The 26874-nt window shown below is 48.8% G+C and carries 27 protein-coding genes and 1 riboswitch; of the genes, 22 read left to right on the forward strand and 5 right to left on the reverse strand.

Annotated features, from left to right (window positions below; all coding sequences use genetic code 11):
• Nucleotides 1–28: 28 nt before the first annotated feature.
• Both BOW06_RS09585 and BOW06_RS12965 read left to right on the forward strand, forming a co-directional pair.
• Entirely contained in the window at nucleotides 29–2278 is a 2250-nt protein-coding gene (locus BOW06_RS09585) for an AAA family ATPase (RefSeq protein ID WP_143556077.1), read from the forward strand.
• Nucleotides 2218–2571, forward strand: a complete 354-nt coding sequence (locus BOW06_RS12965; protein ID WP_143556078.1) for a hypothetical protein — start codon at nucleotides 2218–2220, stop codon at nucleotides 2569–2571. The genes BOW06_RS09585 and BOW06_RS12965 overlap by 61 nt, the downstream gene beginning before the upstream one ends.
• 74 nt (nucleotides 2572–2645) lie before the next feature.
• On the opposite strand, the gene BOW06_RS09595 is transcribed toward BOW06_RS12965, so the two are convergent.
• On the reverse strand, nucleotides 2646–3197 hold the full coding sequence (locus BOW06_RS09595; protein WP_043117195.1) for a GNAT family N-acetyltransferase: 552 nt from the start codon (nucleotides 3195–3197) through the stop codon (nucleotides 2646–2648).
• A 225-nt stretch (nucleotides 3198–3422) separates the two neighbouring features.
• Between BOW06_RS09595 and BOW06_RS09600 the strand changes: the two genes are divergently transcribed.
• The 7 genes from BOW06_RS09600 to BOW06_RS09635 all read left to right on the forward strand — a co-directional run bounded on the left by BOW06_RS09600 (nucleotide 3423) and on the right by BOW06_RS09635 (nucleotide 8516).
• Nucleotides 3423–4022 carry a c-type cytochrome gene (locus tag BOW06_RS09600; RefSeq protein WP_043117196.1) on the forward strand — a complete coding sequence of 200 codons (600 nt, stop codon included), beginning with the start codon at nucleotides 3423–3425 and terminating at the stop codon, nucleotides 4020–4022.
• 232 nt (nucleotides 4023–4254) lie between these two features.
• The gene (locus tag BOW06_RS09605) at nucleotides 4255–4701 is read left to right on the forward strand and encodes an RT0821/Lpp0805 family surface protein (RefSeq protein ID WP_370602402.1); all 447 of its coding nucleotides are present in this window, start codon (nucleotides 4255–4257) and stop codon (nucleotides 4699–4701) included.
• Between the two features lie 335 nt (nucleotides 4702–5036).
• Nucleotides 5037–5588, forward strand: coding sequence for a hypothetical protein (locus BOW06_RS09615; protein WP_078453173.1), 552 nt, complete (start codon nucleotides 5037–5039; stop codon nucleotides 5586–5588).
• 2 nt (nucleotides 5589–5590) lie between these two features.
• Nucleotides 5591–6175 (forward strand): hypothetical protein, encoded by a 585-nt coding sequence (locus BOW06_RS09620; RefSeq protein ID WP_043117200.1) that lies wholly within the window; start codon nucleotides 5591–5593, stop codon nucleotides 6173–6175.
• A 32-nt stretch (nucleotides 6176–6207) separates the two neighbouring features.
• Nucleotides 6208–6642: a hypothetical protein gene (locus BOW06_RS09625; protein ID WP_043117202.1), complete on the forward strand. Its 435-nt coding sequence runs from the start codon at nucleotides 6208–6210 to the stop codon at nucleotides 6640–6642.
• A gap of 66 nt (nucleotides 6643–6708) precedes the next feature.
• Complete coding sequence (locus BOW06_RS09630; RefSeq protein ID WP_078455031.1) at nucleotides 6709–8109, forward strand: MBL fold metallo-hydrolase RNA specificity domain-containing protein; 1401 nt, start codon at nucleotides 6709–6711, stop codon at nucleotides 8107–8109.
• Between the two features lie 11 nt (nucleotides 8110–8120).
• Nucleotides 8121–8516 carry a DUF2784 domain-containing protein gene (locus tag BOW06_RS09635; protein WP_078454714.1) on the forward strand — a complete coding sequence of 132 codons (396 nt, stop codon included), beginning with the start codon at nucleotides 8121–8123 and terminating at the stop codon, nucleotides 8514–8516.
• A gap of 3 nt (nucleotides 8517–8519) precedes the next feature.
• Here the strand turns inward: BOW06_RS09635 and BOW06_RS09640 are convergent, their stop codons facing one another.
• Nucleotides 8520–9161 (reverse strand): rhodanese-like domain-containing protein, encoded by a 642-nt coding sequence (locus BOW06_RS09640; protein ID WP_043117860.1) that lies wholly within the window; start codon nucleotides 9159–9161, stop codon nucleotides 8520–8522.
• Between the two features lie 300 nt (nucleotides 9162–9461).
• Between BOW06_RS09640 and nifJ the strand changes: the two genes are divergently transcribed.
• The 12 genes from nifJ (at nucleotide 9462) to BOW06_RS09705 (ending at nucleotide 22021) form a co-directional block, all read left to right on the forward strand.
• Nucleotides 9462–13088, forward strand: coding sequence for a pyruvate:ferredoxin (flavodoxin) oxidoreductase (nifJ, locus tag BOW06_RS09650; protein WP_078454717.1), 3627 nt, complete (start codon nucleotides 9462–9464; stop codon nucleotides 13086–13088).
• Nucleotides 13085–14080, forward strand: a complete 996-nt coding sequence (locus BOW06_RS09655; RefSeq protein ID WP_043117205.1) for a dihydroorotate dehydrogenase-like protein — start codon at nucleotides 13085–13087, stop codon at nucleotides 14078–14080. Before nifJ ends, BOW06_RS09655 begins: the two co-directional genes overlap by 4 nt.
• Nucleotides 14081–14322: 242 nt before the next feature.
• On the forward strand, nucleotides 14323–14910 hold the full coding sequence (locus BOW06_RS09660; protein ID WP_043117863.1) for a cytochrome b/b6 domain-containing protein: 588 nt from the start codon (nucleotides 14323–14325) through the stop codon (nucleotides 14908–14910).
• A gap of 10 nt (nucleotides 14911–14920) precedes the next feature.
• The gene (locus tag BOW06_RS09665) at nucleotides 14921–15295 is read left to right on the forward strand and encodes a DUF1924 domain-containing protein (protein WP_370607993.1); all 375 of its coding nucleotides are present in this window, start codon (nucleotides 14921–14923) and stop codon (nucleotides 15293–15295) included.
• Between the two features lie 4 nt (nucleotides 15296–15299).
• The gene (locus BOW06_RS09670) at nucleotides 15300–15881 is read left to right on the forward strand and encodes a diheme cytochrome c (protein WP_043117208.1); all 582 of its coding nucleotides are present in this window, start codon (nucleotides 15300–15302) and stop codon (nucleotides 15879–15881) included.
• Nucleotides 15874–16203, forward strand: a complete 330-nt coding sequence (locus tag BOW06_RS09675; RefSeq protein ID WP_230208735.1) for a PepSY domain-containing protein — start codon at nucleotides 15874–15876, stop codon at nucleotides 16201–16203. Before BOW06_RS09670 ends, BOW06_RS09675 begins: the two co-directional genes overlap by 8 nt.
• A 3-nt stretch (nucleotides 16204–16206) precedes the next feature.
• Nucleotides 16207–16872, forward strand: coding sequence for a response regulator transcription factor (locus BOW06_RS09680; protein ID WP_043117209.1), 666 nt, complete (start codon nucleotides 16207–16209; stop codon nucleotides 16870–16872).
• Nucleotides 16872–18203, forward strand: coding sequence for a sensor histidine kinase (locus BOW06_RS09685; protein WP_078454715.1), 1332 nt, complete (start codon nucleotides 16872–16874; stop codon nucleotides 18201–18203). Before BOW06_RS09680 ends, BOW06_RS09685 begins: the two co-directional genes overlap by 1 nt.
• Before the next feature lie 101 nt (nucleotides 18204–18304).
• On the forward strand, nucleotides 18305–18628 hold the full coding sequence (locus BOW06_RS09690) for an EF-hand domain-containing protein (protein WP_052132177.1): 324 nt from the start codon (nucleotides 18305–18307) through the stop codon (nucleotides 18626–18628).
• Between the two features lie 282 nt (nucleotides 18629–18910).
• A complete protein-coding gene (locus tag BOW06_RS09695) occupies nucleotides 18911–19936 on the forward strand; it encodes a zinc-binding alcohol dehydrogenase family protein (protein WP_043117212.1) in 1026 nt (341 codons plus the stop codon).
• Nucleotides 19936–20748, forward strand: coding sequence for an SDR family NAD(P)-dependent oxidoreductase (locus BOW06_RS09700; RefSeq protein WP_043117867.1), 813 nt, complete (start codon nucleotides 19936–19938; stop codon nucleotides 20746–20748). Before BOW06_RS09695 ends, BOW06_RS09700 begins: the two co-directional genes overlap by 1 nt.
• Nucleotides 20749–21030: 282 nt before the next feature.
• A riboswitch (cyclic di-GMP riboswitch) is annotated at nucleotides 21031–21120 on the reverse strand.
• 148 nt (nucleotides 21121–21268) lie between these two features.
• Nucleotides 21269–22021 (forward strand): tetratricopeptide repeat protein, encoded by a 753-nt coding sequence (locus tag BOW06_RS09705; protein WP_052132178.1) that lies wholly within the window; start codon nucleotides 21269–21271, stop codon nucleotides 22019–22021.
• An 89-nt stretch (nucleotides 22022–22110) separates the two neighbouring features.
• Here BOW06_RS09705 and BOW06_RS09710 read toward each other — a convergent pair whose 3' ends face one another.
• Together BOW06_RS09710 and BOW06_RS09715 are read right to left on the reverse strand one after the other, a co-directional pair.
• The gene (locus BOW06_RS09710) at nucleotides 22111–23253 is read right to left on the reverse strand and encodes a glycosyltransferase (RefSeq protein WP_078453181.1); all 1143 of its coding nucleotides are present in this window, start codon (nucleotides 23251–23253) and stop codon (nucleotides 22111–22113) included.
• A gap of 1070 nt (nucleotides 23254–24323) precedes the next feature.
• Nucleotides 24324–24905 carry a TetR/AcrR family transcriptional regulator gene (locus tag BOW06_RS09715; protein ID WP_043117218.1) on the reverse strand — a complete coding sequence of 194 codons (582 nt, stop codon included), beginning with the start codon at nucleotides 24903–24905 and terminating at the stop codon, nucleotides 24324–24326.
• A gap of 149 nt (nucleotides 24906–25054) precedes the next feature.
• Between BOW06_RS09715 and BOW06_RS09720 the strand changes: the two genes are divergently transcribed.
• Nucleotides 25055–25696: a peroxiredoxin-like family protein gene (locus BOW06_RS09720; RefSeq protein WP_043117220.1), complete on the forward strand. Its 642-nt coding sequence runs from the start codon at nucleotides 25055–25057 to the stop codon at nucleotides 25694–25696.
• A 201-nt stretch (nucleotides 25697–25897) separates the two neighbouring features.
• Here BOW06_RS09720 and BOW06_RS09725 read toward each other — a convergent pair.
• Nucleotides 25898–26874 (reverse strand): GGDEF domain-containing response regulator (locus tag BOW06_RS09725; protein ID WP_143556079.1); only part of this gene is annotated, 977 nt, incomplete at its 5' end.

The raw sequence follows: 26874 nt of genomic DNA on the forward strand, positions 1-26874 counted from the left end.
CCCGCTCTCACTGCCAGGCATGACAGGCGTGCAGAGACTCCTTCGCAGGCCGGCCCGATTGCGCGGGCTATACCGGTTCAACCTGTTGTGGATTGCAGCTTTCATCATTCTCCTGGCGGCGTCCACTTCAGCACTAGCTGCACCTGCCCCCAAGCAACTTGTCCCCATGACTGCCGACCTGGTTCGTGCAACCAGGGATACACTGCAGCAAGGTGCAGGTGTTGATGAAGAGCACAGTGGTTACAACAAGCGCACACTCGATATTCTGCGCAGAAATGGCCTGACAAACTGGGGAGGTAGCTCCAGGGGTATGCAGGGCCTGGAGAGAGTGAATGGCGACAAGCCGATAAGCCATACAATCATGGGTTTTGAGCAGGGACAGCAAATTCACATAACCTGGAACCCTGAACAGAATTCTTTCGAAATACGGATCAAGGACTATGGCAGAAAGGATCAGCCACCGTTCGAAATCAGGCTGTCGGGGACTGTGCACGAGGAGGTTGACGAGGATGGCAAGTTGGTGCGGCGATCAGTCAGGCCTTCCGATACGCCCGTCAAATCACTCAGTGCGCAGGAAATCAGGGTCGAGGCGGAACAACTTTTCCAGAGCCTGCTTGGCAAGTGGAAAGACCAGGATGGAAACCTATGGACAATCTCCGGCAAATTTTACGATTACCAAGAAAGCGTGGTTAAACTCGAGCAGCTCTTCCCGGACGGCGAGGTATTAACCTGGAACGGATTATTCCAGTCAGGAACAATCCGGGCAAAAAGAAAAGCAACGCACCTGCATGACACCAAGGAAACGCTACCGATGGCCGTGCGCCGGCAACTCATCACTAAGTGGCAGCCAAACCTCTCTCTTGAACTCAGGCTGCGAGACACTCCGGAAGACCGGTTGCTTGAAGGGGAATATCAAACCTGGCTTGTCACCTATGATTCGGATGAAAACACTGTATCCAGGGTGCATACGGAACGTTTCAAGTCACGCTTATTGACACGCATCCCTGACCACCCGAGATACACTATCGACAAATTCGAGATAACTGCGCGTGGCCTTCATTTTGACATTAACAATCTCAAAAAATTGATAACTGAAAAGAATAGTCACAATGACTCTTCTCAGAAGCATTTCAACCTGCCCAGCTTCAAGCAAAGACTGGATGCTCTCGTGCAGAAACGCGATGCGCTCTATAACAAGATGGAGCGTTTGAGAAAGAGGGAAAAATCAGACGAGTTCTGGTCATTACAGAAGGAACTGACACCAATTGAAGGTGAAATTAATAACATGGAGAGCAGGCTGTACAGCCATCTGAACGATACCGATAACAGGCGCAGGGAGATTGCCGATCTGCAGGACAAGCTCGATCATCTTGAGGCCAGGAAGAAGCCATTACTCGATACCATCATCCTCCATGACGAGTCAGGTGTACCGATAAGCGAATGGAAAAAATGGGTACCTGTCGAGGATATCAATCGTCGAGATAGTGAAATAATCAGACTAAAAGGTAAGCTCCGTGAACTGGGACAGATAAAAAAGGAGGCTACCAGGCGTTTTACCGATGCTGTCGATTCAACCTCAGAGGCGCTGGATGCGGTGTCAAAAAGCATCTGGAAATCAGCCCAGAGACAGGCTGTTATCGAGAGCGGTTACTACTTGTGGGATGTTGTCCAAGGCTGGAAGAAAGGCGGGCCCGCTGGTGCGCTGAGTACGGCGATGAAAACTGCTGTCGAGTCTTTTCTCTTCGACGGGGAATATGGTTTTGATTTCGCCGAGGCAGATGCGGATAAAATCAGGCGAGAGGTAGAGGAAGATTTTCATTACACACCGGAGAAGTTCGGACTGGATCCGGGCACTGCCACAAGGCAGGCATACGAGCGGGCGCTGAAGGAGAATTTCTCGAGAAATGCCCATGAAACACTGGATAAGCATATTACGACAAGGGTAAGCAAATTCCTTTCTGACAGGCTTGAAGGGGACATGCTCAGGGGAATAAGAAACGAGTTACCCATCAAGGTGTTGGAAAAACGCTCTGAAAAAGTTGTCCGGTACAACAGGCACGTTGATAACCTGAAAGCAGGATTCAATGCCAAAAATGTTTCCGGAAATCTGCTCAAAGGCCTCGCACAGGATCTCACAAAAGAGTTATTGAAAGATCTTTCCGAGCGAGAAGTCGCACGGGACTTAACAACATATTTTCAACTGGAAATCCTAAGCGGGTGGCCTTTTCAGCCTATGACAAGGCACTTAAACAGTATGACGAAATTGAAAACCAGTTAAGGATCAGAACCAGGACGCAGGCGATATTAATCGATAAGTATGACCCGGATTCCGGCTTCAGGAGAACAAGTGGCCCGGGGATCGTGGAAGAGGGTAATCACTATTCAATCAGCCTGAAGCTGCTTAACATTCCCGACAGGAGGGCAAAGGTCAAGCTTGGTACCAGGGAAGCGCTTCTGAAAGGACCCGCCGGGGAGAAGCACTATTCTGTGCAGGTGATTAAACTGAATGGATACGAACCAATTTCAGAACATATGGACTTCGTTACGCTGAAAATCGACTTCCTGGATTGATTGCCAGTGAGCCAACCATCCCGTTGATGTCGCACAGTAGCCAATACAGGAGCCTGATTGCATTTACTAATGCATTACTCTTGCCAAAGAGCCGGGTCGGCAAACGTCTCTGCACACACCAGTTGCCCGCTAACCGATCCGATAACTCCCGGTTGAAGCTCCTGCACCATCCAGGCATCGGCATTTTCAGGCAGGATCGGATATGGCGCATCAAGCCCCCTGGTCCCAGCAGGTGAAAAACCATATCTGGGATAATAGTCAGGATGGCCGAGTACAAATACGAGTTGTGTATCACCCTCTCCCAATTGCCTGAGCCCTTCATTGATCAGTTGCCCCCCGATACCCAGTCCCTGGCATTCAGGATGTACTGCCAGGGGGGCAAGAAGTGATGAGGAGACCTTCCTGTCAAGATGCCTGATACAGGCACTTGTAAACAGAATATGTCCAACCACACTGTTATCGGCAGTTGCGACAAGCGACAAGGATGGCTGAGCAGTCGGGTCTGCCTGCAAATCAGTCACCAGCTGTGAAATCAGCTCTCCTTCATCGTTGCCAAATGCTGCCATGATGACATCTGTTATTGCCCTGCTATCCGCTTCCAGTGCCTTGCGCACTCTGTAATTCATCAAGATGTACCAATGATTGTGAATGAAAAAAATAGATATAAATAACAATATCTATTCATTCTACCCTTCAATGATCAGAAAGATCTTATAACCATCAACGATGTGTCTGAATCAAGCATCAATTTTTTAGCAGAAGCAAGCTCTCTATCCCGAAATGGTATTGAAGTGCGGGATTCCGGGTTCTATATTTCCAGTGTGAGTAGGTCGACATAAGAGGAGTAGATTATGAAAACACCTAATCGCAAATTTCTGTCTGTCGTTGCAGGCCTGGCACTGGGTATTGGAGCGATTGGCACAGCCTCAGCCTGGTATTACGCCCCATCCTACTATGGCCCGCATGGACCCAATTCCCACAAGCAGGATCGTCAGGGCATGATGCGTGACCATGGCTGGGCAATGCGTGACCTTGCGGCGATTATCCAGGGCAGGAAACCATTTGATCGGCGTGAAGCAACAATGCTGGCACGTGAGATTGAAGCCGGAGCAGGTGAGAACCTCTGGCGTCTCTATTCACCCTCTTCCGTCGCTTCACCTGGCTCAAGAGCAGCACCATCAGTTTGGGGAAGCTTTGACAATTTCAAGGCCAATGCTGCAGCCATGAAAGAGAGCGCAGACAGGCTCGCAGATGCTTTGGAGAAGCGCCCGACAAGCGAAGACTACAAACAGGGTGTCTGGGTTCCCGAATACAGCTCTCCCTATGGGAACCGCTGGGGTGAGCGAGACGGAGGTATCATTAAGGAAGCACTTAACGAATACATGCGGCTCAATACAATCTGTAACGCCTGTCACCAGGGATACCGTGGTTCCAGATGGCAGAGGTGGTAGAGACACAAGCGCGTAATTGTGAGGCCTCCTCATGACGAGACCTTACATCCGTTGCTAAAGCAAACGGCTGATGATTGGCAGTTGTTCGTTAACCGGATTCCAGCAAAAGGCGTCCGGTATGAATTGCTGCACAACGATTAAAAGCAGTATATTATTTGAACAAAGTAGAAGGTCTCAGTGTCTCTTTACTATTATAGAAGGCACAACCAGACTCACTATTCACCAGGGGAAAATGATGAACAAACAGATTTTCAGACCGACGGCCGTTGCATTGGCACTATCACTGGGGCTCACTGGCTGTATGACGCAGCAGGAATCAGGAACCTTGATTGGCGGCGTCCTCGGCGGCGTTGTTGGCTCGCAGGTTGGTGACGGAACCGGCAGAGATATCGCTATTGTAGCCGGCGCCCTGCTTGGCGCTTATATCGGAGGAGAAATCGGCAGGCAGATGGATGAGCAGGATCGCTATCGCATGAGAAATGCGCTGGAGAATAATTCAGCCAATGAGACTTCCAGCTGGCGAAATGATGACACCGGCAACCAATACGCGGTCACACCAACCTCCTCGTATGGCACTTGCAGGGAATATAAAACCGAGGCGATTATCGATGGCCGTAGTGAAACTGTTTACGGTACGGCCTGCCGTCAGTCAGATGGAACTTGGCGCGCTTCCAACTGAAGCTGAATGTTTTATCTGGCAAATTCAATACGCCGGATAACAGTAATTTGAAGAAAATGGCCCCTGGTGGCGATTCATCAGGGGCTGACTCTTATCGAAAGCCTTGTATAAATCAAAATAGTTATACATAAATGCTGTCGCTACCTTTCTACTGTTTGCCATCATTTCTGGTATAATCAAATTCATATTCAGCCCTCTCTTAATTGTACTAAGCCATTCTTTTTCAAAGTAATTACAAGTACCAGGGAATATCTTGCGGACAAAGTGAAAACTGGTCTGCATGGGCTGAAAACAGACAACTGGCGACTTAATCAGGCATCGGGAAACAGACAGTTTTGGAAATAACGGAACAACAGGAAAAGCAACTTCGACAGGCGACGGAAGACTTCAGCATCGCGATGGAGATACGTAACGCTATGACGATTCGTGTCGCCAAGCGTGTCACAGCTATTCTGCGCGTAGGAATGGTAAGTTTAAGTATCGTGACCATTATTCTCCTCCTGATGTTGTATGCATTCACCTCCAAAATGGGCGCGATGATTGATGCCCTGGCAACAATGGACACTCAGTTCTCCTCTATGTCAGGAGATATGACGAAAATGCGCACGACAATGCATAACATGCAGCGCAACATTGCCCACGTCCCCGCCATCACCCAGGCAACCGTGGATATTAGTAACAGTGTAAGCAATATGAACGGTGAGGTGGGTGGTATGAATCTGACCATTGCCAGCCTTAACTACAAGGTTTACGGAATCACCAACCATGTCTCCAACATGAACCAGGAGTTCCGCTCAATTGACCCTGCAGTTCAGCAGATTGGCAGAGATGTCTATCGGGCAAATGGTCCTATGCGCCTGATGAATGACATGAATCCATTTGATTAATCATGACTGAAGAAACAAACAGCCCGAAACAAGGCAATTCCCCACCAAATGCGATTGATATTATTGCGGATACCATGCTTGAGTTTCGCGAGGAGATGGAGTTCTTCAATAATGCCGGCACCAAGATCGCTGCACGAACACGGCTTATCATACGCGTGGGTTTTACCGCCCTGGCAATCTCATCAGTAGTGCTTATCTACATGATCTACCTGATGGCGAATAACATGTCAGCCATGACGACTCACATGGTGGATATGTATAACAATTTCGGCTCTATGTCACAGGACATGCAGGCAATAACAAAAACAGTCGACCTGATGGAAAATAATGTCTCCGGTGTTCCATTGATTGCCGAGTCGATGAACATGATTGATAACAACGTCATCACCATGAACGAGTCAGTTTCTGGTATGAATCAGAGTATCGCTGCAATTGATAACGACATGGTTGGAATCAATGTCAATATGCAGGAGATGACAGGAAGGCTCTCGAATATGAAGCATTCCGTCAACTCGATGAGTTATGATGTTCACGACATGTCCCAACCAATGACCAGTGGCCCATGGTCGGATTTCTGGCCCAAGTGACAGACCTGTACGACCAAGAAGCAGAATAGCGCATGAAATTAAATCCTAATCCAGAATTAAATGATGTCATCGAGGCAATCGAGGAGAACAATCGTCAGCACTCGAGCATCTGGTGGATAATTGTAATTGCAATTGGCGTACTGCTTGGAAGCGTGGCGAGCCATATTTCAATTGAAGCCTATTACAAGTGGCAGACAGAAAAGAGAGTTAAGGAATCTGCCATCATCATGCAAGAGAAGCTTGAAAAGGCGAGCCAGAAAGTTGCCGATCAAGTCAGGGTAACTGCTGAAGAAAAGAAGGAAGACAGAAAAAAACATCCTGAATATATTCAACTGAAACAGGTCTGTGAATTCTGGCAGCAACAGGTCAACATCCAAAACTCGCAGAAAAACAGGTCACTGCGAAACTCTGCATGCAGAGAGGCCGAAGCCTATCTAACCAAACCGCCGGAAGAGAAGAAACCTTAGCATTCCAGCCACAGCCAGGCTTCTACTTGGTCTAAACTTAAATTGAGAGTTTAGGAGGAGCATGTCATGTCAAAATTAACGTTTTACGGGGCAACAGAAGGCGTTACCGGTTCCTGTTATCTTCTCGAGAGCAAACATGCCAGGGTACTTCTCGAGTGTGGTCTGATTCAAGGCTCCCGTAAAACAGAGAAGACCAACAGGTCACCCTTCCCGTTTGAAATCCAGAATCTTGATGCCGTGGTTCTGTCACACGCCCATCTTGATCATTCAGGACGTTTCCCGAAGCTGGTAGCTGATGGCTACAAGGGTTCTGCCTATATGACGCGCCCTACCCGTGAACTACTTGAGATTCTGCACATAGATGCAGCATCACTGGGGGAACGTGATGCGGAATGGGAGAATAAACGCAGGCGTCGTGCAGGTAAAAAAGAGATTGAACCCATCTACACCATGGAAGATGTGCAAGTTGCCCTGCAACAGTGCAAAGGAGTTGCGTACGGACACAGGCAAACTATCGCACAGGGTATCGATGTCTGCTTTCGCGATGCAGGTCATATCCTTGGCTCCGCCATCGTTGAGTTATTTGTCACCGAAGATAATGTAGAAAAGAAACTTGTCTTTACGGGTGACCTTGGCAACAGCTTTGCCGCTCTGTTACGTGACCCGGAACCTGTAGAGACAGCTGACATACTCATGATGGAGTCAACATATGGTGACCGCAACCATCGCTCCATGGAAGAGACACTTCAGGAGTTTGAAGACATTATCGTTGAAGCATCACAGAATGGCGGAAATATTCTGATCCCCTCATTTGCTGTAGGTCGTACACAGGAGATTATTTTCAGGCTTGGCGAGCTCTATCAGAAGGGCTTACTCAAGCAACAGGCAGTCTTTCTTGATAGCCCGATGGCAATTGCCACTACAGAGGTTTATCACCGCTTCCAGAACGTATTCAATCATGAGGATGGTGCCTCTTTACGCCAGGGAGATAGCAGCAGCCTGCATTCATTACTGCCGGTATTGCGTTACTCTCGCTCGACCGAGGAGTCCATGGCACTGAATAGAATTGAAGCCGGTGCAATCATTATCGCCGGCAGTGGAATGTGTAATGGCGGCCGTATTCGTCACCATCTGAAACACAACATCTGGAAACACAAATCGCATCTCATCATCGTCGGTTACCAAGCAATGGGTACACCGGGCCGTGCGCTGGTCGATGGTGCCAGCCATTTCAAAATGGGTAAAGAGAGAATCGCTGTCAACGGCAGGATCCATACACTTGGTGGATTTTCGGCACATGCTGGCCAGTCACAACTTGTCGACTGGATAAAGAATTTCCAGAAACCTCATCCAAAGCTCTTCCTCGTGCATGGCGAAGCGGAAGCAAAAACCGCTTTAGAAAAGTGCCTTGCAAAGGACGGATGGAGTGCAAACATTCCCAAGTATGGAGAAAGCGCTTCGTTCTAGGAATAAAAGCCATGCTCTATTCACTTGCCGCTGATGGCCTGCTTGTTGTGCACTTCCTGTTTATCTGTTTTGTCCTGCTCGGCGGTTTGCTGTTGATAAAGTGGCGCTGGATGATTTTTCTACATCTACCTGCCGCAACCTGGGGAGCACTGGTCGAATTTAACAGCTGGATCTGCCCGCTAACACCCTGGGAGAAGCAGCTTCGCAATGCCGCTGGTGAGGCCAGTTACGAAACGGGCTGTATCGAACATTACCTGATGCCGCTAATCTATCCCACCAATCTCACCTATGACATGCAGATCGTACTTGGCAGTATCGTGATCATCGTCAACCTGCTTGTCTATACCTGGCTGGGCCTGCGTCAAACAGGCATCCGGGATAAGGGAGATGGTCCCGGAGTTGGTTGATAATCACTCAGGCGTAACAATAGTCAGACCGAACGAGAGCCAACTCTGCATTCCACCGCGATAATATTTGATTTTGTGCTCCGGGTAGCCGGCACGTAACAGCTTCTTGATAGCTGCTGAGGATTGACCACACCAGGGGCCATTACAGAAAAGAACAAGAGTTTTGGATATATCATAATTCCAGATGCCTTCTGAAGATCTTTTCACGTTCAGAACATCTTCAAAATAGCGGACAAGCTGTTTCTTTTTTCCAAAATCTTTCCAGTGAATATTGATGGAGCCAGGAATTGTGCCGCGCTTTACAGCTTGCGCAGACCTTGTATCAACCAGCAAGACTGACTCGCCTCTCTCACGCTTCTCAAGATAATCCAGCACTTCCAGTTCACCGACAGTCTCAATTTGACGTGGTTGAAACGGATGCATCGGCTGAATTCTGCCACGCGCCGTGGAACGGAAAGCGTCGTCAATCTGGTGGCTACGATCCTGGTTACGCTTGATATCAACCTTCTTGCCGGCATGGGTGACAGTGACACTGAAACGATCCTTGGCAATCATCACGCGCTTGCCTTCACTCTCCTCTGCAGAAACAACCATGGATAACAGTAGACCCAGGATGGAGAGAATGTACTTATATTTCGTGATCATAACTCTATGCAGTTGAAACAGAAAAACATTCAGGAACTCTATCACAGCAATGGAATTGGTTTTATTGCAAATATCCACACTATGCCTGGTAGTTACTCTCTCACAGAAGAGCCCGGGTATTTTCTGGCCAGGTTTCGTAGATGCTTAATGATCTTCGAAGTCAGTACGTATGATAATGTGCTATAAGCATGTACATCATGTTGAAGGTATTTTGTTGGGCGATTCACTACCAGCTACCCTGCCAGGTTCTCGCTATCGCCCTACTTTAAATTCGCGATGCAGATGTTGTTGGAGAAAATAATGCAGACACCCAGAACAATGACTATCGATGGCAACCAGGCTGTTGCCGAAATTGCGCACCTGACCAATGAAGTCATAGCAATTTACCCGATAACACCAGCCTCACCCATGGGGGAGTGGGCTGATGAATGGTCATCGCGCAACAGGAAGAATTTATGGGGCAGCGTACCTCGCATTATCGAGATGCAGAGTGAAGGAGGTGCTGCCGGTGCAATTCATGGCGCCCTCCAAACCGGGGCACTAAGTACCACCTTTACTGCCTCACAGGGATTGTTACTGATGATCCCCAACATGTTCAAAATCGCCGGTGAACTCTCCCCTACCGTCATCCACGTCTCTGCACGCTCACTTGCAATCCATGCGCTCTCAATTTTTGGCGACCACAGTGATGTCATGTCCGCACGCTCGACCGGATTTGCTTTCCTGGCATCTGGCTGTCCGCAAGAAGCCATGGATATGGCCCTGATAGCACAGGCTGCAACACTGGAATCGCGCATCCCGATCGTGCATTTCTTTGATGGCTTCCGCACTTCCCATGAAGTCGCAAAAATCGAGGCCATTGATAAAGATGCCATCAGGCAACTGCTCAACCATGAACACATCATGGCGCATCGTCAGCGCGCCCTGTCACCAGAGCACCCCGTGATCAGGGGAACATCACAAAACCCGGATGTCTACTTCCAGGGACGTGAAACCGTCAACACCTATTACCAGGCCATGCCTGCTATTACACAGAAAGTCATGGATCAGTTCGCCGCCCTCACCGGCCGCGCTTACCACCTGTTCGACTATGTTGGTACTGACGATGCCGAGAAAGTAATTGTACTGATGGGCTCTGGCGCTGAAACGGCCGAGGAAACGGTTAACTACCTCAATGCACAGGGTGAGAAGGTCGGCATGATCAAGGTGCGCCTGTACCGCCCCTTCGATGCAACTGCTTTGATCGATGCACTACCATCGACAACACAGTCCGTCGCGGTGCTTGATCGCACCAAGGAACCGGGAGCGGATGGAGAGCCACTCTACAAGGATATTGTCACGGCATTGGCGCAACACCACGCCCGCCAGATGCCCACGATCATCGGCGGGCGTTACGGCCTCTCCTCCAAGGAGTTCACCCCCGGTATGGCCAAGGCAGTATTTGATGAACTGGGCAAACCACAACCGAAAAACCAATTCACGATCGGCATTCTTGACGATGTCACGCACACCAGCCTGGAATGGAATGAAAACTACCGTACCGATGCCTGCAAGGAGATGTTCCAGGCTGTTTTTTACGGTCTTGGCAGCGATGGCACAGTCAGTGCCAACAAGAACAGCATCAAGATTATCGGAGAAACTACCGAAAAATACGCGCAGGGCTATTTTGAATATGACTCGAAGAAGTCAGGTGCAGTTACCGTCTCGCATATCCGCTTTGGTGACAAACCGATTCAATCCTCTTACCTGATCGGTGAAGGCGATGCCAATTTTGTCGCCTGCCATCAGCCGGTGTTTCTCGCGCGCTACCCGATGCTCGACAAGGCAGCCAACAATGCTGTCTTCCTCCTGAACACGCCATTACCTCCTGATGAGGTCTGGCAGAGCCTGCCAGGGAAGATGCAGCAGCAAATTATCGACAAGAAGATTCGATTGTTTTGTATTGATGCCTACAAGATTGCCGAGATCAGCGGCATGGGCAAACGTATCAACACCATCATGCAGACCTGCTTCTTCTCGATTTCAGGTGTATTGCCGGGTGATGTCGCAATCAAGGCGATTAAAGATGCCGTTGAGAATACCTACGGCAGAAAGGGCAAGCGCCTTATCGAGGTCAACTTCAAAGCGATTGATGAGACCCTTGCGAACCTGCATGAAGTCGATACCCCCAATCAGACAGAAGCCACATTCGAGCTGGTTGAAACTGTTCCTGACAGTGCACCAGAGTTTGTCCAACAAGTTACAGGAGAAATCATCGCTGGACGCGGTGACCAGATCCCGGTCAGCCAGTTCCCGGTTGACGGCACCTACCCTCTTGGGACAGCGGCCTTTGAAAAGCGCAATATCGCACATGAGATTCCGGTTCTGGATGAAAACCTCTGCAGCCAGTGCGGCAAATGCCCGCTTGTTTGCCCGCATGGTGTCATTCGCAGCAAGGTCTTTGATGAAAAGTTGTTAGACAAGGCACCACAAAGCTTTAAGTCCATGCCAATCAAGGGCAAGGACTTCGCCACTGAAATGCACATGACTTACCAGGTTGCACCCGAGGACTGTACCGGGTGTGGATTGTGTGTCGAAATTTGTCCGATCCATGACAAAGCCAATGCCAGTCACAAGGCGATTAACATGGTGCCCTACACCGCCGAGCTGCGCGAACAGGAGAGAGTCAACTGGGACTATTTCCTCACCCTGCCGGAATATGATCGCACCATGATCAAAACAAATACCATCAAGGGTTCACAGATACTACAGCCGTTATTCGAATTCTCCGGCGCCTGTGTCGGCTGTGGTGAAACACCTTATGTGAAACTGGCAAGCCAGCTGTTTGGTGACCGCATGCTAGTTGCCAATGCGACCGGCTGCTCATCCATCTATGGCGGCAACCTGCCAACAACACCCTGGACAACAAACAGCGAAGGCCGCGGTACCGCCTGGTCGAACTCACTCTTCGAAGACAACGCAGAGTTCGGCCTTGGCATGCGACTGGCGATTGACAAGCAGAAGGAGTATGCACGCGAACTCCTGAATGAGATGAAATCGGATATTGGTGATGAACTGGTCGAGCAGCTGCTTGATGCCGATGAATCATCCGAAAGCGGCATTAAACAGCAGCGTGAGCGCATCGATGCGTTGCGTGACAAGCTAAAACAGATGGATTCACCAGCTGCACATGACCTTGAGAGTGTCGCAGAAAATCTTGCCCGTAAAAGTGTATGGATCATGGGTGGCGACGGCTGGGCATATGATATTGGCTACGGTGGACTCGATCACGTGCTGGCAACAGGTATGGATGTCAATATCCTGGTACTCGATACCGAGGTCTATTCCAACACCGGCGGGCAGACATCCAAGGCAACACCACGCGGTGCAGTCGCCAAGTTTTCAGCAGGCGGCAGGGCTTCAACCAAGAAGGACCTTGCCCTGCTGGCGATGGATTATGAACACGTCTACATTGCCCGTGTCGCCTACGGCGCCAAGGACATTCAAACCATCCATGCATTCAACGAAGCGGAAGCCTACCCGGGTCCTTCACTGATCATTGCCTACTCTCCCTGTATTGCACACGGCATTGACCTGAAGAACAACCATCAGCAACAGAAACTCGCGGTCAACAGCGGTCACTGGCCACTGTTTCGCTACAACCCGCAACAGGCCGCTGCAGGAAACAATCCGCTGCGCCTGGACTCCAAGCCCCCATCAATCCCCTACCGGGATTTTATCGAAACAGAGATTCGATTCAGCATGCTGTGGCGTACACACCCGGAGGAAGCAGAGAAGTTTCTTGAGCAGTCACAGGAAGAGGTCAAGCGCCGCTATCACTACTACGAACAGCTTGCGAGCCTCGAATGGGATGAGACAGGCGACGTGGAACCTCCCCACAGAAAACTCAAAGCAGAAGCAGAAAAAACGAAGGAGCAATCATCATGATCGATCTGAGCACAGAGTATCTTGGACTCAAACTGGACAATCCACTGGTTCCTTCTTCATCACCCCTGACAGGTGAACTCGACTCTGCAAAAAAACTTGAGGATGCAGGTGCTTCGGCACTGGTACTGCCTTCACTCTTTGAAGAAGCAATAGAGCATGAGCAGAAACAGCTGGAACGTTTTGTCTTTTCACAATCGATGGGACATGCGGAAGCTGACTCCTATCAGCCCATTCCAGATGATTACACCAGCGAACTGGACAACTACCTTGAACGCATTCAGGAGTTCAAATCAGCTCTCTCCATTCCTGTAATCGCCAGCCTCAACGGCATCTCTACAAATGGCTGGATAGACACCGGAAAGGAGTTACAGCAAGCCGGAGCTGATGCGCTTGAGCTCAACGTCTATTACATTGCAGCAAATCCTGACATCAGCGGTGAAGAAGTGGAATACCGCTACGTGCAGCTTCTGGCGGATTTGCGTGACCAGGTAACCATACCCGTCACGATGAAACTCTCACCGCAATTCTCTTCAGTGACCAACATGGTACTCAAGCTGCAACAGGCGGGAGCGCATGGCGTCTCCCTGTTCAACCGATTTTATCAACCGGACATTGATCTTGAGACACTTCGTATTAATCCCCGCCTGGAACTCTCCAACCCGATGGAGTCACTGGTAAGGATTCGCTGGATTGCACTGATTCGCAGTCACGTGGAGTTATCGATTGCAGCCACCGGTGGTATGCACCGTTCAGAAGAGATCATCAAGGCCCTGCTTGTTGGTGCTGACATCACACATCTTTGCAGTGTGTTAATACAAAAAGGGCCGGAATTTCTCGCGGAACTCAAACAGGAGTTGATCGACTGGATGGAAGAGAATGAGTACACATCAGTCACGCAAATGAAAGGCAGCCTGAGCCAGTCCTGCGCTATTAACCCGGCAGCACTTGAGCACTGTAATTATATGCAGGTGATTAAAAACTACGACCAGTAGTGATTCCAGGCGGGGAGATAAGGCGCTTTACTCCTGATTGATCAAGGCGTAGAACGTGCCATTCTGTCCACGAGATTACTTGCAGGCTGGATAATCTTTTCCGGATTTTCAAACACCAACCGGTGTCCCACAGTAATACTTGATTGTGGGCATCAAGTGAACTGTTTTACAGCCTCTTTCAGCTTCATTTCATCTTCCGGACCTACCATGTGATTCACTTGAACATCTTGAGCGAATCATCAATGAAAAATAGCAGTTCGGTGCGAGTATGGGATCCATTCGTCAGAATTTTCCACTGGGGCCTGGTGTTGTCATTTTTACTTGCCTATGTGACCGAAGAAGATATTTTGCCAATTCACACGCTGGCTGGTTATGTTGTTACCGGTCTTCTCTCCTTGAGAATAATCTGGGGATTTATCGGTACCCATTACGCAAAATTTTCTGAATTTATCTATTCCCCATCAACAATTTATCAATTCCTGGTTGAAACAGGAAAATTCAGGGCACCTCGCTATCTTGGTCACAACCCGGCTGGTGGCGCCATGATATTCATGTTGATTGCATCACTACTTTTGACCTCAGTCAGTGGGCTGGTCGTCTATGGGATTGCCGAACAGGCTGGCCCGCTGGCCGGCTTAATGTCTGGCTTCCCCCTGTTTTTCAGTGAAATAACAGAAGAGATTCATGAATTCTTCGCAAACTTCACCCTGTTACTTGTCATCCTGCATGTCGGCGGTGTTTTCCTTGAAAGCCTGGTACACAAGGAAAATCTTGTGTTGTCGATGATTACCGGAAGAAAACGTGCATCCAATTCCACAGAGGCTATGTAAACAAATGAGATTGATAGCAATTTTATATTACCTGATCCCACTCTTGCTCATTCAGACAGTGACCGCAGGGCAAACAATAAGTAACGCTGACACCGTCAGCGCATCAACAGCTGGAGAAAAACTCTGGAATCAGGAGTTTACTCACTCGGAAAAGCCACGCAGTTGTGCAGCCTGTCATGGTGAAAATCCTGGACTGGAAGGAAAACACGTGCGTACCGGGAAACGAATAAAACCGATGGCACCTTCAATCACACCCGGGCGTTTAACCGATGTGAAGAAAGTCGAGAAGTGGTTCAAACGCAATTGCAAATGGACACTGGGCCGTGAATGTACACCCGAAGAAAAACGTCACTTTATCGCCTATGTAGAAAACTGGAAGGAGTAAACCAATGAAAACATTTATATTCTCAACAGCTGCATTGGCCCTGGTCGGTACCTTACTGGTTGGCGTACAGACAGTATTCAGCGACGACGATGGCCGCTATGAAGGTCGTGGTTACTGGGAAAGAGACATGATGCGCTCAACTGGCGTTACGTCTAAACCCAATCCCCTATACCAGGAAGAGTGCGGCAGTTGCCACATGGCATACCCGCCAGGCTTGTTGCCATCTGCATCCTGGCGCAAAATGATGGGGAATCTGGAGGATCATTTCGGAGATAACGCACAGCTTGATGATGATGTGTCTCAACAGCTTACTGAATTTCTCGTCGCAAATTCGGCTAGCAACTCAAACGACAGACGCTCTCGTGCCTTTGAGTATGGAAGTGATTACCCTGACACTATGATCCCGTTAAGAATTACTGATCTGCCATACTTTAGGCATGAACATAATGAAATTCCACGGTGGGTTCTGAAACGTGCCGGGATTGGCAGCTTGTCTGAATGCAGTGCATGCCATCAAAATGCAGAAAAAGGCTGGTTTAATGAACATGACATATATATCAAGGGAATCGGCCGCTGGGATGATTAAAGATACCGGCATCCTGATGACAGGGAGCGTGTACCAACTCATTCTGGCCATTTTCCTGGCTTGCATGACTCAAACCAGCCTGGCCGATGAGGACTATGGCAATGCCAGGAAACTGGTTGAATCAGGAACCATCCTCTCTCTTGAACAGATTCTTGATCATCTGGGCACCCGGGTCGAAGGGAAAATTCTGGAGGTTGAATTTGAACGGGAAGATGGGCATTACATCTATGAGATCGAGATCCTTGATGATTCAGGCCTGGTTCGTGAACTGGAAGTCGATGCAGTAAGCGGCGAAATCCTGAAAATGGAACTGGAAGATTGAGTCATGCGCCTGTTACTGGTAGAAGATGACAAATTACTCTCTGGCCTCCTGCTCAAAGAACTTGAGCAGCATGGCTTTGCAGTCGACCTCGCGGAAGATGGTCTCGATGCGGAATTTATGGGCGATGAAATTCAGTATGACCTCATCATTCTTGATCTCGGACTGCCGATAAAGTCCGGACTCGATGTTCTGGGAAGCTGGCGTCACAGGAAGAACAAAACACCGGTCTTGATCCTCACGGCACGAGATGCCTGGCACGAAAGAGTGGAAGGTTTTCGTGCAGGTGCAGATGATTATCTCGGAAAACCCTTCCATGTAGAGGAGTTGATCGTACGCGTTCAGGCATTGATTCGCCGCAGCCACGACATGCCTGGAAACGAGCTGACTTGCGGGGACCTTACCCTGGATGAAGAGCAGCAGCAGGTCATTTTATCGGATGGGACAACGACAGGATTGACAGGAACGGAGTTCCGGCTTCTACGTTACTTCATGCTCAATCCGGACAAGGTCTTGTCTAAAACACGTCTGACTGAGCATGTCTATGAGCAGGACTTTGATCGTGACAGTAACGTCATCGAGGTCTATATTCGACGGCTGCGAGAGGCCATCGGAAAAGAGCACATTGTGACAAAACGCGGACAAGGCTATCTCTTCCCGGGAGCCGGATAATGAAGTCCCTGGAGCGACAGCTTCACTTCTGGCTGGCACTCAGCCTGATTATTCTGATGGCAATCATCTGGATGACCGGAAACCTCGCCATACGGAATTTGACTGAAAATTTTGCCGCATCACGCCTCCAACATGATGGTGAAAGCCTAATCGCTGCACTAGATTTTTCAGGTGGATCTGACGCCCGTTTACGCTGGCGCAGACTCAACCAGGTCTATAACCAGCCCTACTCAGGGCACTACTATATTATTCTCATTGAAAATAACGCTGCCCCTCTCTATTCACGATCGCTTTGGGATAGCACACTTGAAATACCGACCCTGTCGATTGGGGAATCGAGGCGCTTGCACCTCAATGGACCATCAAACCAGAAGCTACTTGTCTGGGTTAAGGGATTTCGAAAACAGAATGTCAATTTCACGCTTGCTATTGCCGAAGACCTGACTGCAATCAGTGAACAGCAAAATCACTTTCAAATGTACTTTGCCATACTTGCCCTTGCCGGACTCGCCGGGTTACTGGCTATCCAGAGAGTTGTCGTCAGACGCGCGGTTCAAAAACTGGGGCCTGTACGTGAAGAAATTAGGCGTCTGGCTGATGGTGAAACGGGCAACCTGTCGGAAGATGTGCCTTCGGAAGTTCTCCCACTGGTTCAGGAATTTAATCATTTACTGTTATTAATGTCTCGACGCGTCGTCCGCTCAAGAAATGCACTCGGCAACCTTGCTCATGCACTTAAGGGGCCATTGAGTTTCCTCGTACAATATTTCGACGATCAGCCATCAAGCAGTCATTCGAAACAGGATACCCAGGCAAGAGAACAACTTGAACGAATTGAAAAACTGATGGAGCGGGAACTCAAACGTGCCCGGCTGGTAGGAAAAGGCGTCGCCGGACAGCAATTTGATTCGCAGCAGGAACTACCGGACCTTATCGGTTTATTGCGACAGATTCATGCGGGTAGAAATCTATCAATTGAGTATTCCATTAAGAATGACATACCACTGTTTGGTGATCGTGAGGACATGCTTGAACTGATTGGCAACCTGCTGGATAACGCCTGTAAATGGGCTGCAAGCACTGTGAAATGCAGTGTCGGCGATCATGATGCAATATACAGGATCACTATCGAGGATGATGGCGAAGGTCTCTCCACTTCCAGGCTTGATGAACTGGTCAAACGTGGTGTCAGACTTGATGAGTCAACCGAGGGACATGGCCTCGGACTGGCGATCGTCAAGGACATTGTCGATCTCTACGATGGCAACATCGAGTTCAACAGATCTGAGAAATTCGGAGGCCTGAAAGTCACTGTTTCATTGCCACGTTAATTCACCAGATTATTTCTCACCAAATTCAGATTCAATTCATCTCGCTTCCCTACACTGATAGTCACAGAGATACAGATACCGGTGGTATCAGGAGAGTTGACATGAAACGCTTAGCAAAATTTGTCAGTCTGGCGCTATTGCTTGGCACTGCATCAGTACCCTATGTGCAATCAGCACAAACCCCAATGAGAGGACCGATTCCATTTGAGAGTTTCGACAGGGATGGAAACGGAGCAATCAGTGAGCAAGAGTTTTACTCTGTTCGTGGTGAGCGTATGGCCGCCAGGGCTGCACAAGGCAGGATGTTGCGTCGTGCCGCACAGGCACCATCCTATGAGGATATTGATCTGAACGGTGACAAAGTCATCTCACGTGAAGAGCATGCTGAACATCAGGCAACCCATTGCGCGAGACGACGACCATAGATCAGGTGGCCGTATAGCCACCACAGCACATGACCAATTGCTACTCTCCACATGGCTAAATAGTCATGTGGAGAGGCCTCGCGACTTGCTTCATGTCAACCTGTCACCTGGAAGAAGGTGATTATCTCATCTGATCCAGGGGTAATAATTCCTTTGTTTACATAGTTTTCAGCTTCTATCTCTATCTCAACACTCAAATCGGGGTTGAGATCGTCTCCTGTATGAGAAATGATGTAATACGAAAAACCGATTCATCAATAATAATTCTATGGGGGAAACGCAATGAAAGCAGTCGGATACACAGAATCACTGGATATTGAGAATCCGGATTCACTTATCGATATAGAACTTCCTCGTCCTGAAGCCCATGGACACGACCTTCTCGTCAGGGTCAGTGCCATTTCTGTGAACCCGGTCGATGCGAAAGTCAGAAAGCGAGCTGCTCCGGAAGAAGGCAGTTACAAAATTCTGGGTTGGGATGCTGTCGGTGAAGTGATAGCCATTGGCGACGAGGTCTCTGCTTTCAAGAAGGGCGACCGCGTCTGGTACGCTGGCGATGTCACCCGGGATGGAACCAATGCAGAGTACCATTTGGTCGATGAGAGAATTGTCGGCAAGGCGCCAGAATCATTAAGTGATGCAGAAGCTGCTGCAATTCCACTCACCTCGGTTACGGCGTTGGAACTGCTGTTTGACCGACTCGGTTTAAAAGAGGCTTCCGAAAATGAAGCAGAACAGGAGAGATTGCTCATCGTCGGTGCTGCAGGAGGCGTTGGATCGATCATGGTGCAACTTGCAGCCCAGCTGACAGACGCCACTGTTATCGGTACTGCATCGCGCCCCGAAAGTGAAAAGTGGATAATGGACCTGGGTGCCGATCATGTCATTAATCACAGCAAGAGTTTTAGCGAAGAACTCAAACGTATAGGCGTGAACGACGTTACCCATGTCGCCTGCCTCAACCATACAGATCAGCACTTCGAGCCGTTAGTTGAAATCATCGCGCCCCAAGGGAAATTTGCACTAATTGATGATCCGGCATCAATGCTGGATGTCATCAAGCTGAAACTGAAATCAATCTCTCTGCATTGGGAACTGATGTTTACTCGCTCAATGTTTCAGACTGATGACATGGGCAAGCAGGGAGACATGCTGAACCGCGTTGCCGAACTGATTGATGCAGGAAACATCCGAACCACCCTGGGAGCACACTATGGCACCATCTGTGCGGATAACCTGCGCAGGGCCCACCGTGATATCGAGAGTGGCAAATCAATCGGGAAAATCGTTCTGGAAGGATTCAGTTGATACAGATAACCATACTACTTACCGGTGCAACCGACGGCATCGGCTTGGAAACAGCTAAGACACTGGTCTCACAAGGCCATCATCTGTTGCTGCACGGACGCAATCCGGACAAGCTGAAAGAGTTGGAAAATACTCTCTCCGGATTAAACGGTAATGGAAGCTTTGAAAGCTATGTTGCAGATCTGTCCAACATGGCAGATGTCGAGAGACTTGCACAGGCTGTCACAGAGAAGCACACAAAACTTGATGTATTAATCAACAACGCTGGTGTCTTGAAAACAGATCACCCCATTTCGCAAGATGGCCTAGATGTGCGCTTTGTAGTGAATACGTTTGCCCCCTACTTGCTAACAAAAAGGCTTATGCCTCTGCTCGGACCATCCGCACGTGTGATCAATCTCTCATCTGCTGCGCAATCACCGGTCGATCTCGAGGTGATGGCGGGGCGAACCAGGTTGCCCGACGACCTGGCCGCATATGCACAAAGCAAACTTGCGATTACCATGTGGTCCCGCAGTATGGCGCAATCACTCGATGATGATGGCCCGGTCATTATTGCTGTTAACCCAGGCTCACTGCTCGCCACTAAAATGGTAAAAGAAGGCTTTGGCATGGCAGGGAATGACATCCGTATTGGTGCTGACATACTTGTCCGTGCAGCACTGGAAGATGAATTTGCATCGGCTTCCGGGCAGTATTTCGACAACGACTCGGGGCAGTTTGCCCCACCTCACCCGGATGCGCTGGACAGACAAAAAACAGAAACTATTGTGCATGCTATCGAGGAGACTTTGGAGAATATAACCAAATAACGGGGGTCGGGATGGCGGCCTGCGTAAGGGCTGTCTGTACCTCTTGCACATCATTTGCAGGTGCGAGCATTAACCATGCGGTGCAGCCGTACCACCACTTCCTCCACCATAAGATATGACAAGCGCAAATAATGGCATCAGAAACAAGGTGTGGGGCGATTACTTATAACTGTGTTTTGATGGGTCTTTTCCACAAATATCATCCCCTCTCAATGGATAGGTATTACCAGTCGTACAAAAGAGAGGAAGACGCTATAGATATCAGCATGACCATGCTGATAGTTGTGCAACCCCGCTACCTTCAACAAATAAATGTCAGTCAGGCCGGTGGCTTTGCGTCCCCCTCTTTCGAAAGGTTTGCCTTTTACTTATCCTGAATCTACAGGCACACTGCGCCAAAATCAACTATTACACTGGATCACGCTCTGGTGATGAACTAACATGCATACAGCCCGCGCAATGGAGCGGAACGTACAGATTATTTGGTATCGACTACAGATTGACCCACAAGAAACTCACCATGCACCTTCAAAGAACTATTTTTACAGCTATTCTGCTTCTCTTTTTTTCATCTTCTCTTGCACAGAATGCAACTGGTGACATCGTCAAGAACGCAGAACTTGGTGACCCGGAAGCCCAGTACGTCCTCGGCAAGATGTACCTGAAAGGAGATGGGATGAAAGCCAATGCCAGCGAGGCTCTTGACTGGTTCCTGAAGTCTGCCAAGCAGGGATACGCTGCCGCCCAAAACCGCGTAGGCATGATCTATTACGATGGTGCAGCAGAAATACCAAAAGACCGTGCTGGAGCTTTTCCCTGGTTTGAAAAAGCGGCACAACAGGGGCATCGAGTTGCCCAGTTCTATTACGGTTACCAGCTATTTAGCGGTGAGGTCGTGCTGGAAAATCGTGATCTCGGCCTAGAATGGATGCTAAAGGCTGCAGCAAACAATTGCCGCAGGGCAAAAATCCGGTTGGCCCGTATCTATGACAATGGCGAGGGCCTGGAAGTAGACAAGGAAAAAGCCTTTTACTGGTACACCGAAGCGGCCAAGCACAACATCACCGTTGCCCAAATTGCCCTTGGACGTATGTACAGTAATGGCGAAGGTGTCGAAAAAGACATCAACAAGGCAATCGAATGGTACACACACGCTGTCGATCAGAATAAACGGACCAAGTACAGAGCAATGAAGGGACTGATCGATGTCTATACCAAACTGGGAAATGAGGACAAGGTCGCTTACTGGCAGGCACGTCTCAAAGAAAAATAGACCAGGTGCAGCACAATGTTGCATAGATTTGCCGGGATGACGATATCTGTGTGGCTGAGATGTTTCTTCATGCACGCTGCTACTATATTTCAGGCAATTCCTATTCGAACTAGAGCAGAATTGATCTTACCGTGAAACAGAGCCGGGTCAGCATAATGACTGGCGACGGAAACCGCCTCCGCATTGGCTTCTTCCCAGGCACTCTGATCACTCAGCAGCCTTATGCAGCGATTTGCTATTTCATCAAGCGAGCTTGATGCAAATGCTGCTTGATTTGATGCAAAAGCAATTCCTTCAATACTTTTTAATGTCCCTGCCACGGGAGTACCAACAGCCAAACTGTCCAGGAGCTTTGTCTTCACACCCACGCCAGAAACAGTTGGTATCAAATGAACACGATAGTTAGATAACTGTTCCTGAAAATCATTCACACGCCCAAGTATCTTCAGGTTTTTTATCTGCCCGGGCTCGATATTGATCTTTTCCGTTCCATTGCCAAACAGGTGTATCTCGGATGTTGGCAGATGTGACAGGATCCGCGGCCAAATTCTGTTTAACCCCACCCCCAGTGCGCGGATATTGTGCTCATGGGTTGTTCCCGCAATGCAGATGTGCTGCCATCGCTGGCTGAAGCCCCTGGATGCCAGTTCAGGATGGAAAGGGTGATATGAGGGTATCACCATCGTTTTTTCCGGATCGAGTTGATACCTGTCGAGTCCTTTTATTCGTTCTTTTTCACTAACCCATATGGCCACGTCAGCAATACGCAGGAGAGTAGATTCGAGATGCGCTACCCGCTTGTGTTTGGGATCTTGAGGAGGAAATCTGAACTCGTAGTCATCAGCCAGAACATCAGAAAGATCGGTAATTATTTTTATATTCTTGTTTGTTGCGCGTACTTTGTTAACAAAATTCAAAGCAATCTGAATTACCTCTACAGCCCATAAACAGGAAATCCAGATAATATCGAAATCAGAATGCTGTAAATCCTTCAGGTGACAACATCTGAAAGATGTGAACTCATCAGACAGCGCATCGATCTTTGGCGTATTGGTTCTTTCGCGCATATGAGCATGAGTAACCGCGTGCCCTGACTCACATAGTGAGCGTATAGTCCAGAAGGCCCTTGTGTTGCAGCCGTTAACAGGTTCTGCACACAAACCTGAAACAAAAAGTACTTTCTTTGTTCCAGTAGGTAGCTCGGTATCTGCATTACCAGCGTGCTCATTCATCTCTTTGATATCTTTTCACAGTCATGCTCAAAAGTTTGGCTGGTTAAAACTCCTGTCCCGGCGCGATTATCAATCGAGCCTGGCAGGATGCTGTATGAAACGCATTATAAGCTGGAAACGCAAACCAGGGCGCCCCCGGAAGGATGATTCGCTGCGCTCATGCTGCGCGCCTTCGGCGCTTGTCGAACACCGTTAGATGTCGGATGGTGCATTACAATGCGGTACTTTTGTCGGAAAATTGTCGGAAATGAAAAAAGGGTTAACCGAGAGAAATCAGCTAACCCTTTGACTTATATGGCGCGCCCGGAAGGATTCGAACCTCCGACCGCCTGGTTCGTAGCGGCACAGTTCAAATAACAAAACATTAACTATCAATCAGTTACGACGCCCGTCCATCGTCAAAAACAGCCTAACTGAGTCACACTGAGGCTAATCGAGTAACAATTCTGCACATTTTCCGGCACACAAGATCCTCGCCTGCCGGCAAAATTTTTAAAAAATTTTCCGACCTTCACCATCCTAATGTTTCCTGACGGGGTAGCCAGTAAAACAATCCCCTAACTGGATTCGTGTATTTCAGGATCAATTTCGTTTTTGCTCTGGCCTCTACTGGGCCCCACGAAAATGAAACTTCGAGTCTGGAGCCTAGTTCCAGATGCCACAAACCTAGCGCCAAGTACTTCGTACTCAGCACTAGGTACTCAGTGCGAAGATCGAGGTGCAGAGGACAACACGACTGAACATAACGCATGATTATGCGCCCTCCTCCGTCGGGTCCGGCTCGCACCAGCATAATCTACGTTATATTAAATCGTGTTATGAAGCACCGGAGAGTAGGAACTCATAATCCTTTGGTCCGGGGTTCAAGTCCCTGACGGCCCACCACTTTATTTGACATAGAATCAACGGCTTATGAGAAATCATGGGCCGTTTTTTTGTGCGGGACCAAGGGACTATGGATTTTGGGGAGTCCCTTGGTGGGGTGGTGATGCACTCACATTCAAATCTCCTCCTCTGGCCCCGCCTATCCCACTATCAAAGACCTCATCTACCTCCTCATCCACTTACGATCAGTCGAGAATCATAAGTAGTTGGTCGACTATCGCTTGAGTGCGCTCCTTTTCAGGTGCTGTTCCCGCCAAGACACGCAATCCCCAGATATTGGTCATCAGGAATGCAGCAATTGCGCCCGGATCCCTGTCGGATGACAATTCACCTTTTTCCTGTGCAGAGACGAGTGCCTGACGGAAGAGCTCTTCGTTGGCATCAAGATATTTCGTTACCCGCTCCCGCACATCATCATCTTTACGTGCCAACTCGAGTATTGTATTGATGAGAAGACACCCCCGCCTTGATTCGGGATCTGTAATCATGTTCGCAAACAAATTGAAAAAACTACGGATCGCATCAAGCGGTGATTCATTCTCGCTCAATGCCTCTTTAAATCTGAGATTGTTGTGCTCTGCATAGTAATCAAGAACAGCGAAGAAAAGATCTTCTTTGGATTTAAATGCGGAATAGAGGCTGCCAGGCTTGAGATTGGTCGCTTTCACAAGCTGGGCCATACTGGTTGCAGTATAGCCACCGTCCCAAAAGGCTTCCATCGCCTTTTCAAGAACCTCGTCTCGTTGATATTGTGCCGGTCTGCCCATCTCTCCCCTTTTAAACTCCTGCACCCAAAATATTTGAATATTGAACCACATTATATAATATTTGAATCCTCGTTCAATTATTTACTTGAACGTTCGTTCAATAATGGCTAGAATCTCATCCAATCAGACACAACAATCAGGATTTTCCAATGGATTCACTAAAAAAAGAGATCGATGCCTACAACGCAGCAAAAGCCGAGAAAGTACCGGCTGAGATACTCGCAACAATGACTCAATGCACCGAAGACCTGAAGAACTCGGGAATCGAAGCAGGAGCGCTGAAGAAAGGTGACCGAATGCCAGATTTTGAGCTGCCCAACCAGCATGGCAAATCAAGACGCCTTTCTGACTACCTCTCAGAATCAAGAGTGGTACTCAATATTTATCGTGGTGGATGGTGCCCCTACTGCAACTTGGAAATGAAAGCGCTGCATGATGTATTGAGTGAAATCGAAGCAAAAGGCGCCCGCCTTGTCGGACTCACACCAGAGACAACTGGTAAAGCGGCAGAGACGGCCCTCCGTCATGAGATAGATATCGACATTTTGAGTGATGACGGAAACAAGGTAGCGGAATCTATGGGATTGGTTTTTGAACTCCCACAGGCATTGAGACCAATTTATGAAAAAATTGGTATCGACATACCTGCATACAATGGCGATAACAGTTTCAAGCTTCCTGTTCCTGCCACCTTCATCATTGGGCAGGATGGCGTGATTCAATATAGCTTCGTCAATAGTGATTATACGCTGCGTCTTGAACCTTCTGAGATCGTAACCCAACTCGGATAATCCTTTGGTTCGGAGTTCAAGCCCCTGGCGGTTCACCACTTTTTACATTTCATATCTACGGCTTATGGGGATCCATGGGCCGTTTTTTATGGTGGTGAGGGGCAACGCCTTTCTTTGCAGTATATGAAGGTCCCTCTTTCTGTTTTTGGTGCCAACTCAACTAATCGACGCGACATCAGCCTGCTATAAGCGAGAGGATTATCAGTCCGTGTTCGATTCTAGGTCGACACGATTACGCCCGTTATGCTTGGCCTGATATAGCGCACCATCAGCAGCGGCGATTAGTGACTCCATTTCCTGATGCGGTGGGCTAGTCGAGATACCTGCACTGAAAGTTGAGGTAAATTCACCGTCCTCATGAACATAAGATACTTTAGCGAACTCTTGCCGTAGACCGTCAATCAATGTCTTGGCTGCTTCTGCCGGGGTATCTGGCAGAATGACGGCAAACTCTTCACCCCCATAGCGCGCCGCGATATCTCCACTGCGTAGTCGCTGGCTGAGCAGGCGTGCCAGACTCTTGATCACCTGGTCACCGACCGGATGGCCATATTGATCGTTCACTAACTTGAAATGATCGATATCCAGCATAACAAAACTGAGCGGACTGTCCCGTCTTAAAGTCTGTGATATTTCCCGCTCCAGGAGCAGCTTCAGATTAATGTGATTAAACAAGCCGGTCAGACCGTCCCGGTTCATTAGCATGGCCAGCGCACGAAAACGTTTTGCGCGAATACGTATCGCCTCAACCAAATGTTCATCGCTAATGGTTTTATGCAAAAAATCATCTCCGCCGACGCGCAACGCCTCCAGTTGCCGCTCGAGAGCGCTCTCTGTAGACAGGTACACGATTGGCAGATTGCAATAGGCTATGTGCTGCCGAATTATCTGGGAGGCCTCTACCCCGGTGCAGCCCGGCATGTAGATATCCATCAAGATCAAATCCGGGTTGAACTCTGGTAGTACATCCAGTAATTGCATAGGGTCGCTGACGATCTCTACCTGCATCCCCGCCGCCTCCAACACAGCAGCATAATGCTGTGCCAGCAGGATAGTATCCTCTACAACCAGTATGTTATATGATCCTCCCCCAATAAGTTGGTCCACCCTTATGATGAGAAAAACGGAGGACCAAAAATGGGAATCAAGCGACACAAACCGGAAGAGATCGTCCAGAA

Origin of the sequence: Solemya velum gill symbiont (assembly GCF_002020255.1) — a bacterium.
Lineage (GTDB): Bacteria > Pseudomonadota > Gammaproteobacteria > Chromatiales > Chromatiaceae.

What these genes read in the sequence shown, in the direction of transcription:
- BOW06_RS09635 (WP_078454714.1), top strand. Translation starts at nt 8,121, where the DNA reads ATGCTCTATTCACTTGCCGCTGATGGCCTGCTTGTTGTGCACTTCCTG.
- BOW06_RS09660 (WP_043117863.1), top strand. Translation starts at nt 14,323, where the DNA reads ATGAAAAATAGCAGTTCGGTGCGAGTATGGGATCCATTCGTCAGAATT.
- BOW06_RS09720 (WP_043117220.1), top strand. Translation starts at nt 25,055, where the DNA reads ATGGATTCACTAAAAAAAGAGATCGATGCCTACAACGCAGCAAAAGCC.
- BOW06_RS09710 (WP_078453181.1), bottom strand. Translation starts at nt 23,253, where the DNA reads ATGAATGAGCACGCTGGTAATGCAGATACCGAGCTACCTACTGGAACA.
- BOW06_RS09605 (WP_370602402.1), top strand. Translation starts at nt 4,255, where the DNA reads ATGATGAACAAACAGATTTTCAGACCGACGGCCGTTGCATTGGCACTA.
- BOW06_RS09620 (WP_043117200.1), top strand. Translation starts at nt 5,591, where the DNA reads ATGACTGAAGAAACAAACAGCCCGAAACAAGGCAATTCCCCACCAAAT.
- BOW06_RS09595 (WP_043117195.1), bottom strand. Translation starts at nt 3,197, where the DNA reads ATGAATTACAGAGTGCGCAAGGCACTGGAAGCGGATAGCAGGGCAATA.
- BOW06_RS09705 (WP_052132178.1), top strand. Translation starts at nt 21,269, where the DNA reads ATGCACCTTCAAAGAACTATTTTTACAGCTATTCTGCTTCTCTTTTTT.
- BOW06_RS09600 (WP_043117196.1), top strand. Translation starts at nt 3,423, where the DNA reads ATGAAAACACCTAATCGCAAATTTCTGTCTGTCGTTGCAGGCCTGGCA.
- BOW06_RS09655 (WP_043117205.1), top strand. Translation starts at nt 13,085, where the DNA reads ATGATCGATCTGAGCACAGAGTATCTTGGACTCAAACTGGACAATCCA.
- BOW06_RS09695 (WP_043117212.1), top strand. Translation starts at nt 18,911, where the DNA reads ATGAAAGCAGTCGGATACACAGAATCACTGGATATTGAGAATCCGGAT.
- BOW06_RS09680 (WP_043117209.1), top strand. Translation starts at nt 16,207, where the DNA reads ATGCGCCTGTTACTGGTAGAAGATGACAAATTACTCTCTGGCCTCCTG.
- BOW06_RS09640 (WP_043117860.1), bottom strand. Translation starts at nt 9,161, where the DNA reads ATGATCACGAAATATAAGTACATTCTCTCCATCCTGGGTCTACTGTTA.
- BOW06_RS09675 (WP_230208735.1), top strand. Translation starts at nt 15,874, where the DNA reads ATGATTAAAGATACCGGCATCCTGATGACAGGGAGCGTGTACCAACTC.
- BOW06_RS09670 (WP_043117208.1), top strand. Translation starts at nt 15,300, where the DNA reads ATGAAAACATTTATATTCTCAACAGCTGCATTGGCCCTGGTCGGTACC.
- BOW06_RS09690 (WP_052132177.1), top strand. Translation starts at nt 18,305, where the DNA reads ATGAAACGCTTAGCAAAATTTGTCAGTCTGGCGCTATTGCTTGGCACT.
- BOW06_RS09625 (WP_043117202.1), top strand. Translation starts at nt 6,208, where the DNA reads ATGAAATTAAATCCTAATCCAGAATTAAATGATGTCATCGAGGCAATC.
- BOW06_RS09685 (WP_078454715.1), top strand. Translation starts at nt 16,872, where the DNA reads ATGAAGTCCCTGGAGCGACAGCTTCACTTCTGGCTGGCACTCAGCCTG.
- nifJ (WP_078454717.1), top strand. Translation starts at nt 9,462, where the DNA reads ATGCAGACACCCAGAACAATGACTATCGATGGCAACCAGGCTGTTGCC.
- BOW06_RS09715 (WP_043117218.1), bottom strand. Translation starts at nt 24,905, where the DNA reads ATGGGCAGACCGGCACAATATCAACGAGACGAGGTTCTTGAAAAGGCG.
- BOW06_RS09630 (WP_078455031.1), top strand. Translation starts at nt 6,709, where the DNA reads ATGTCAAAATTAACGTTTTACGGGGCAACAGAAGGCGTTACCGGTTCC.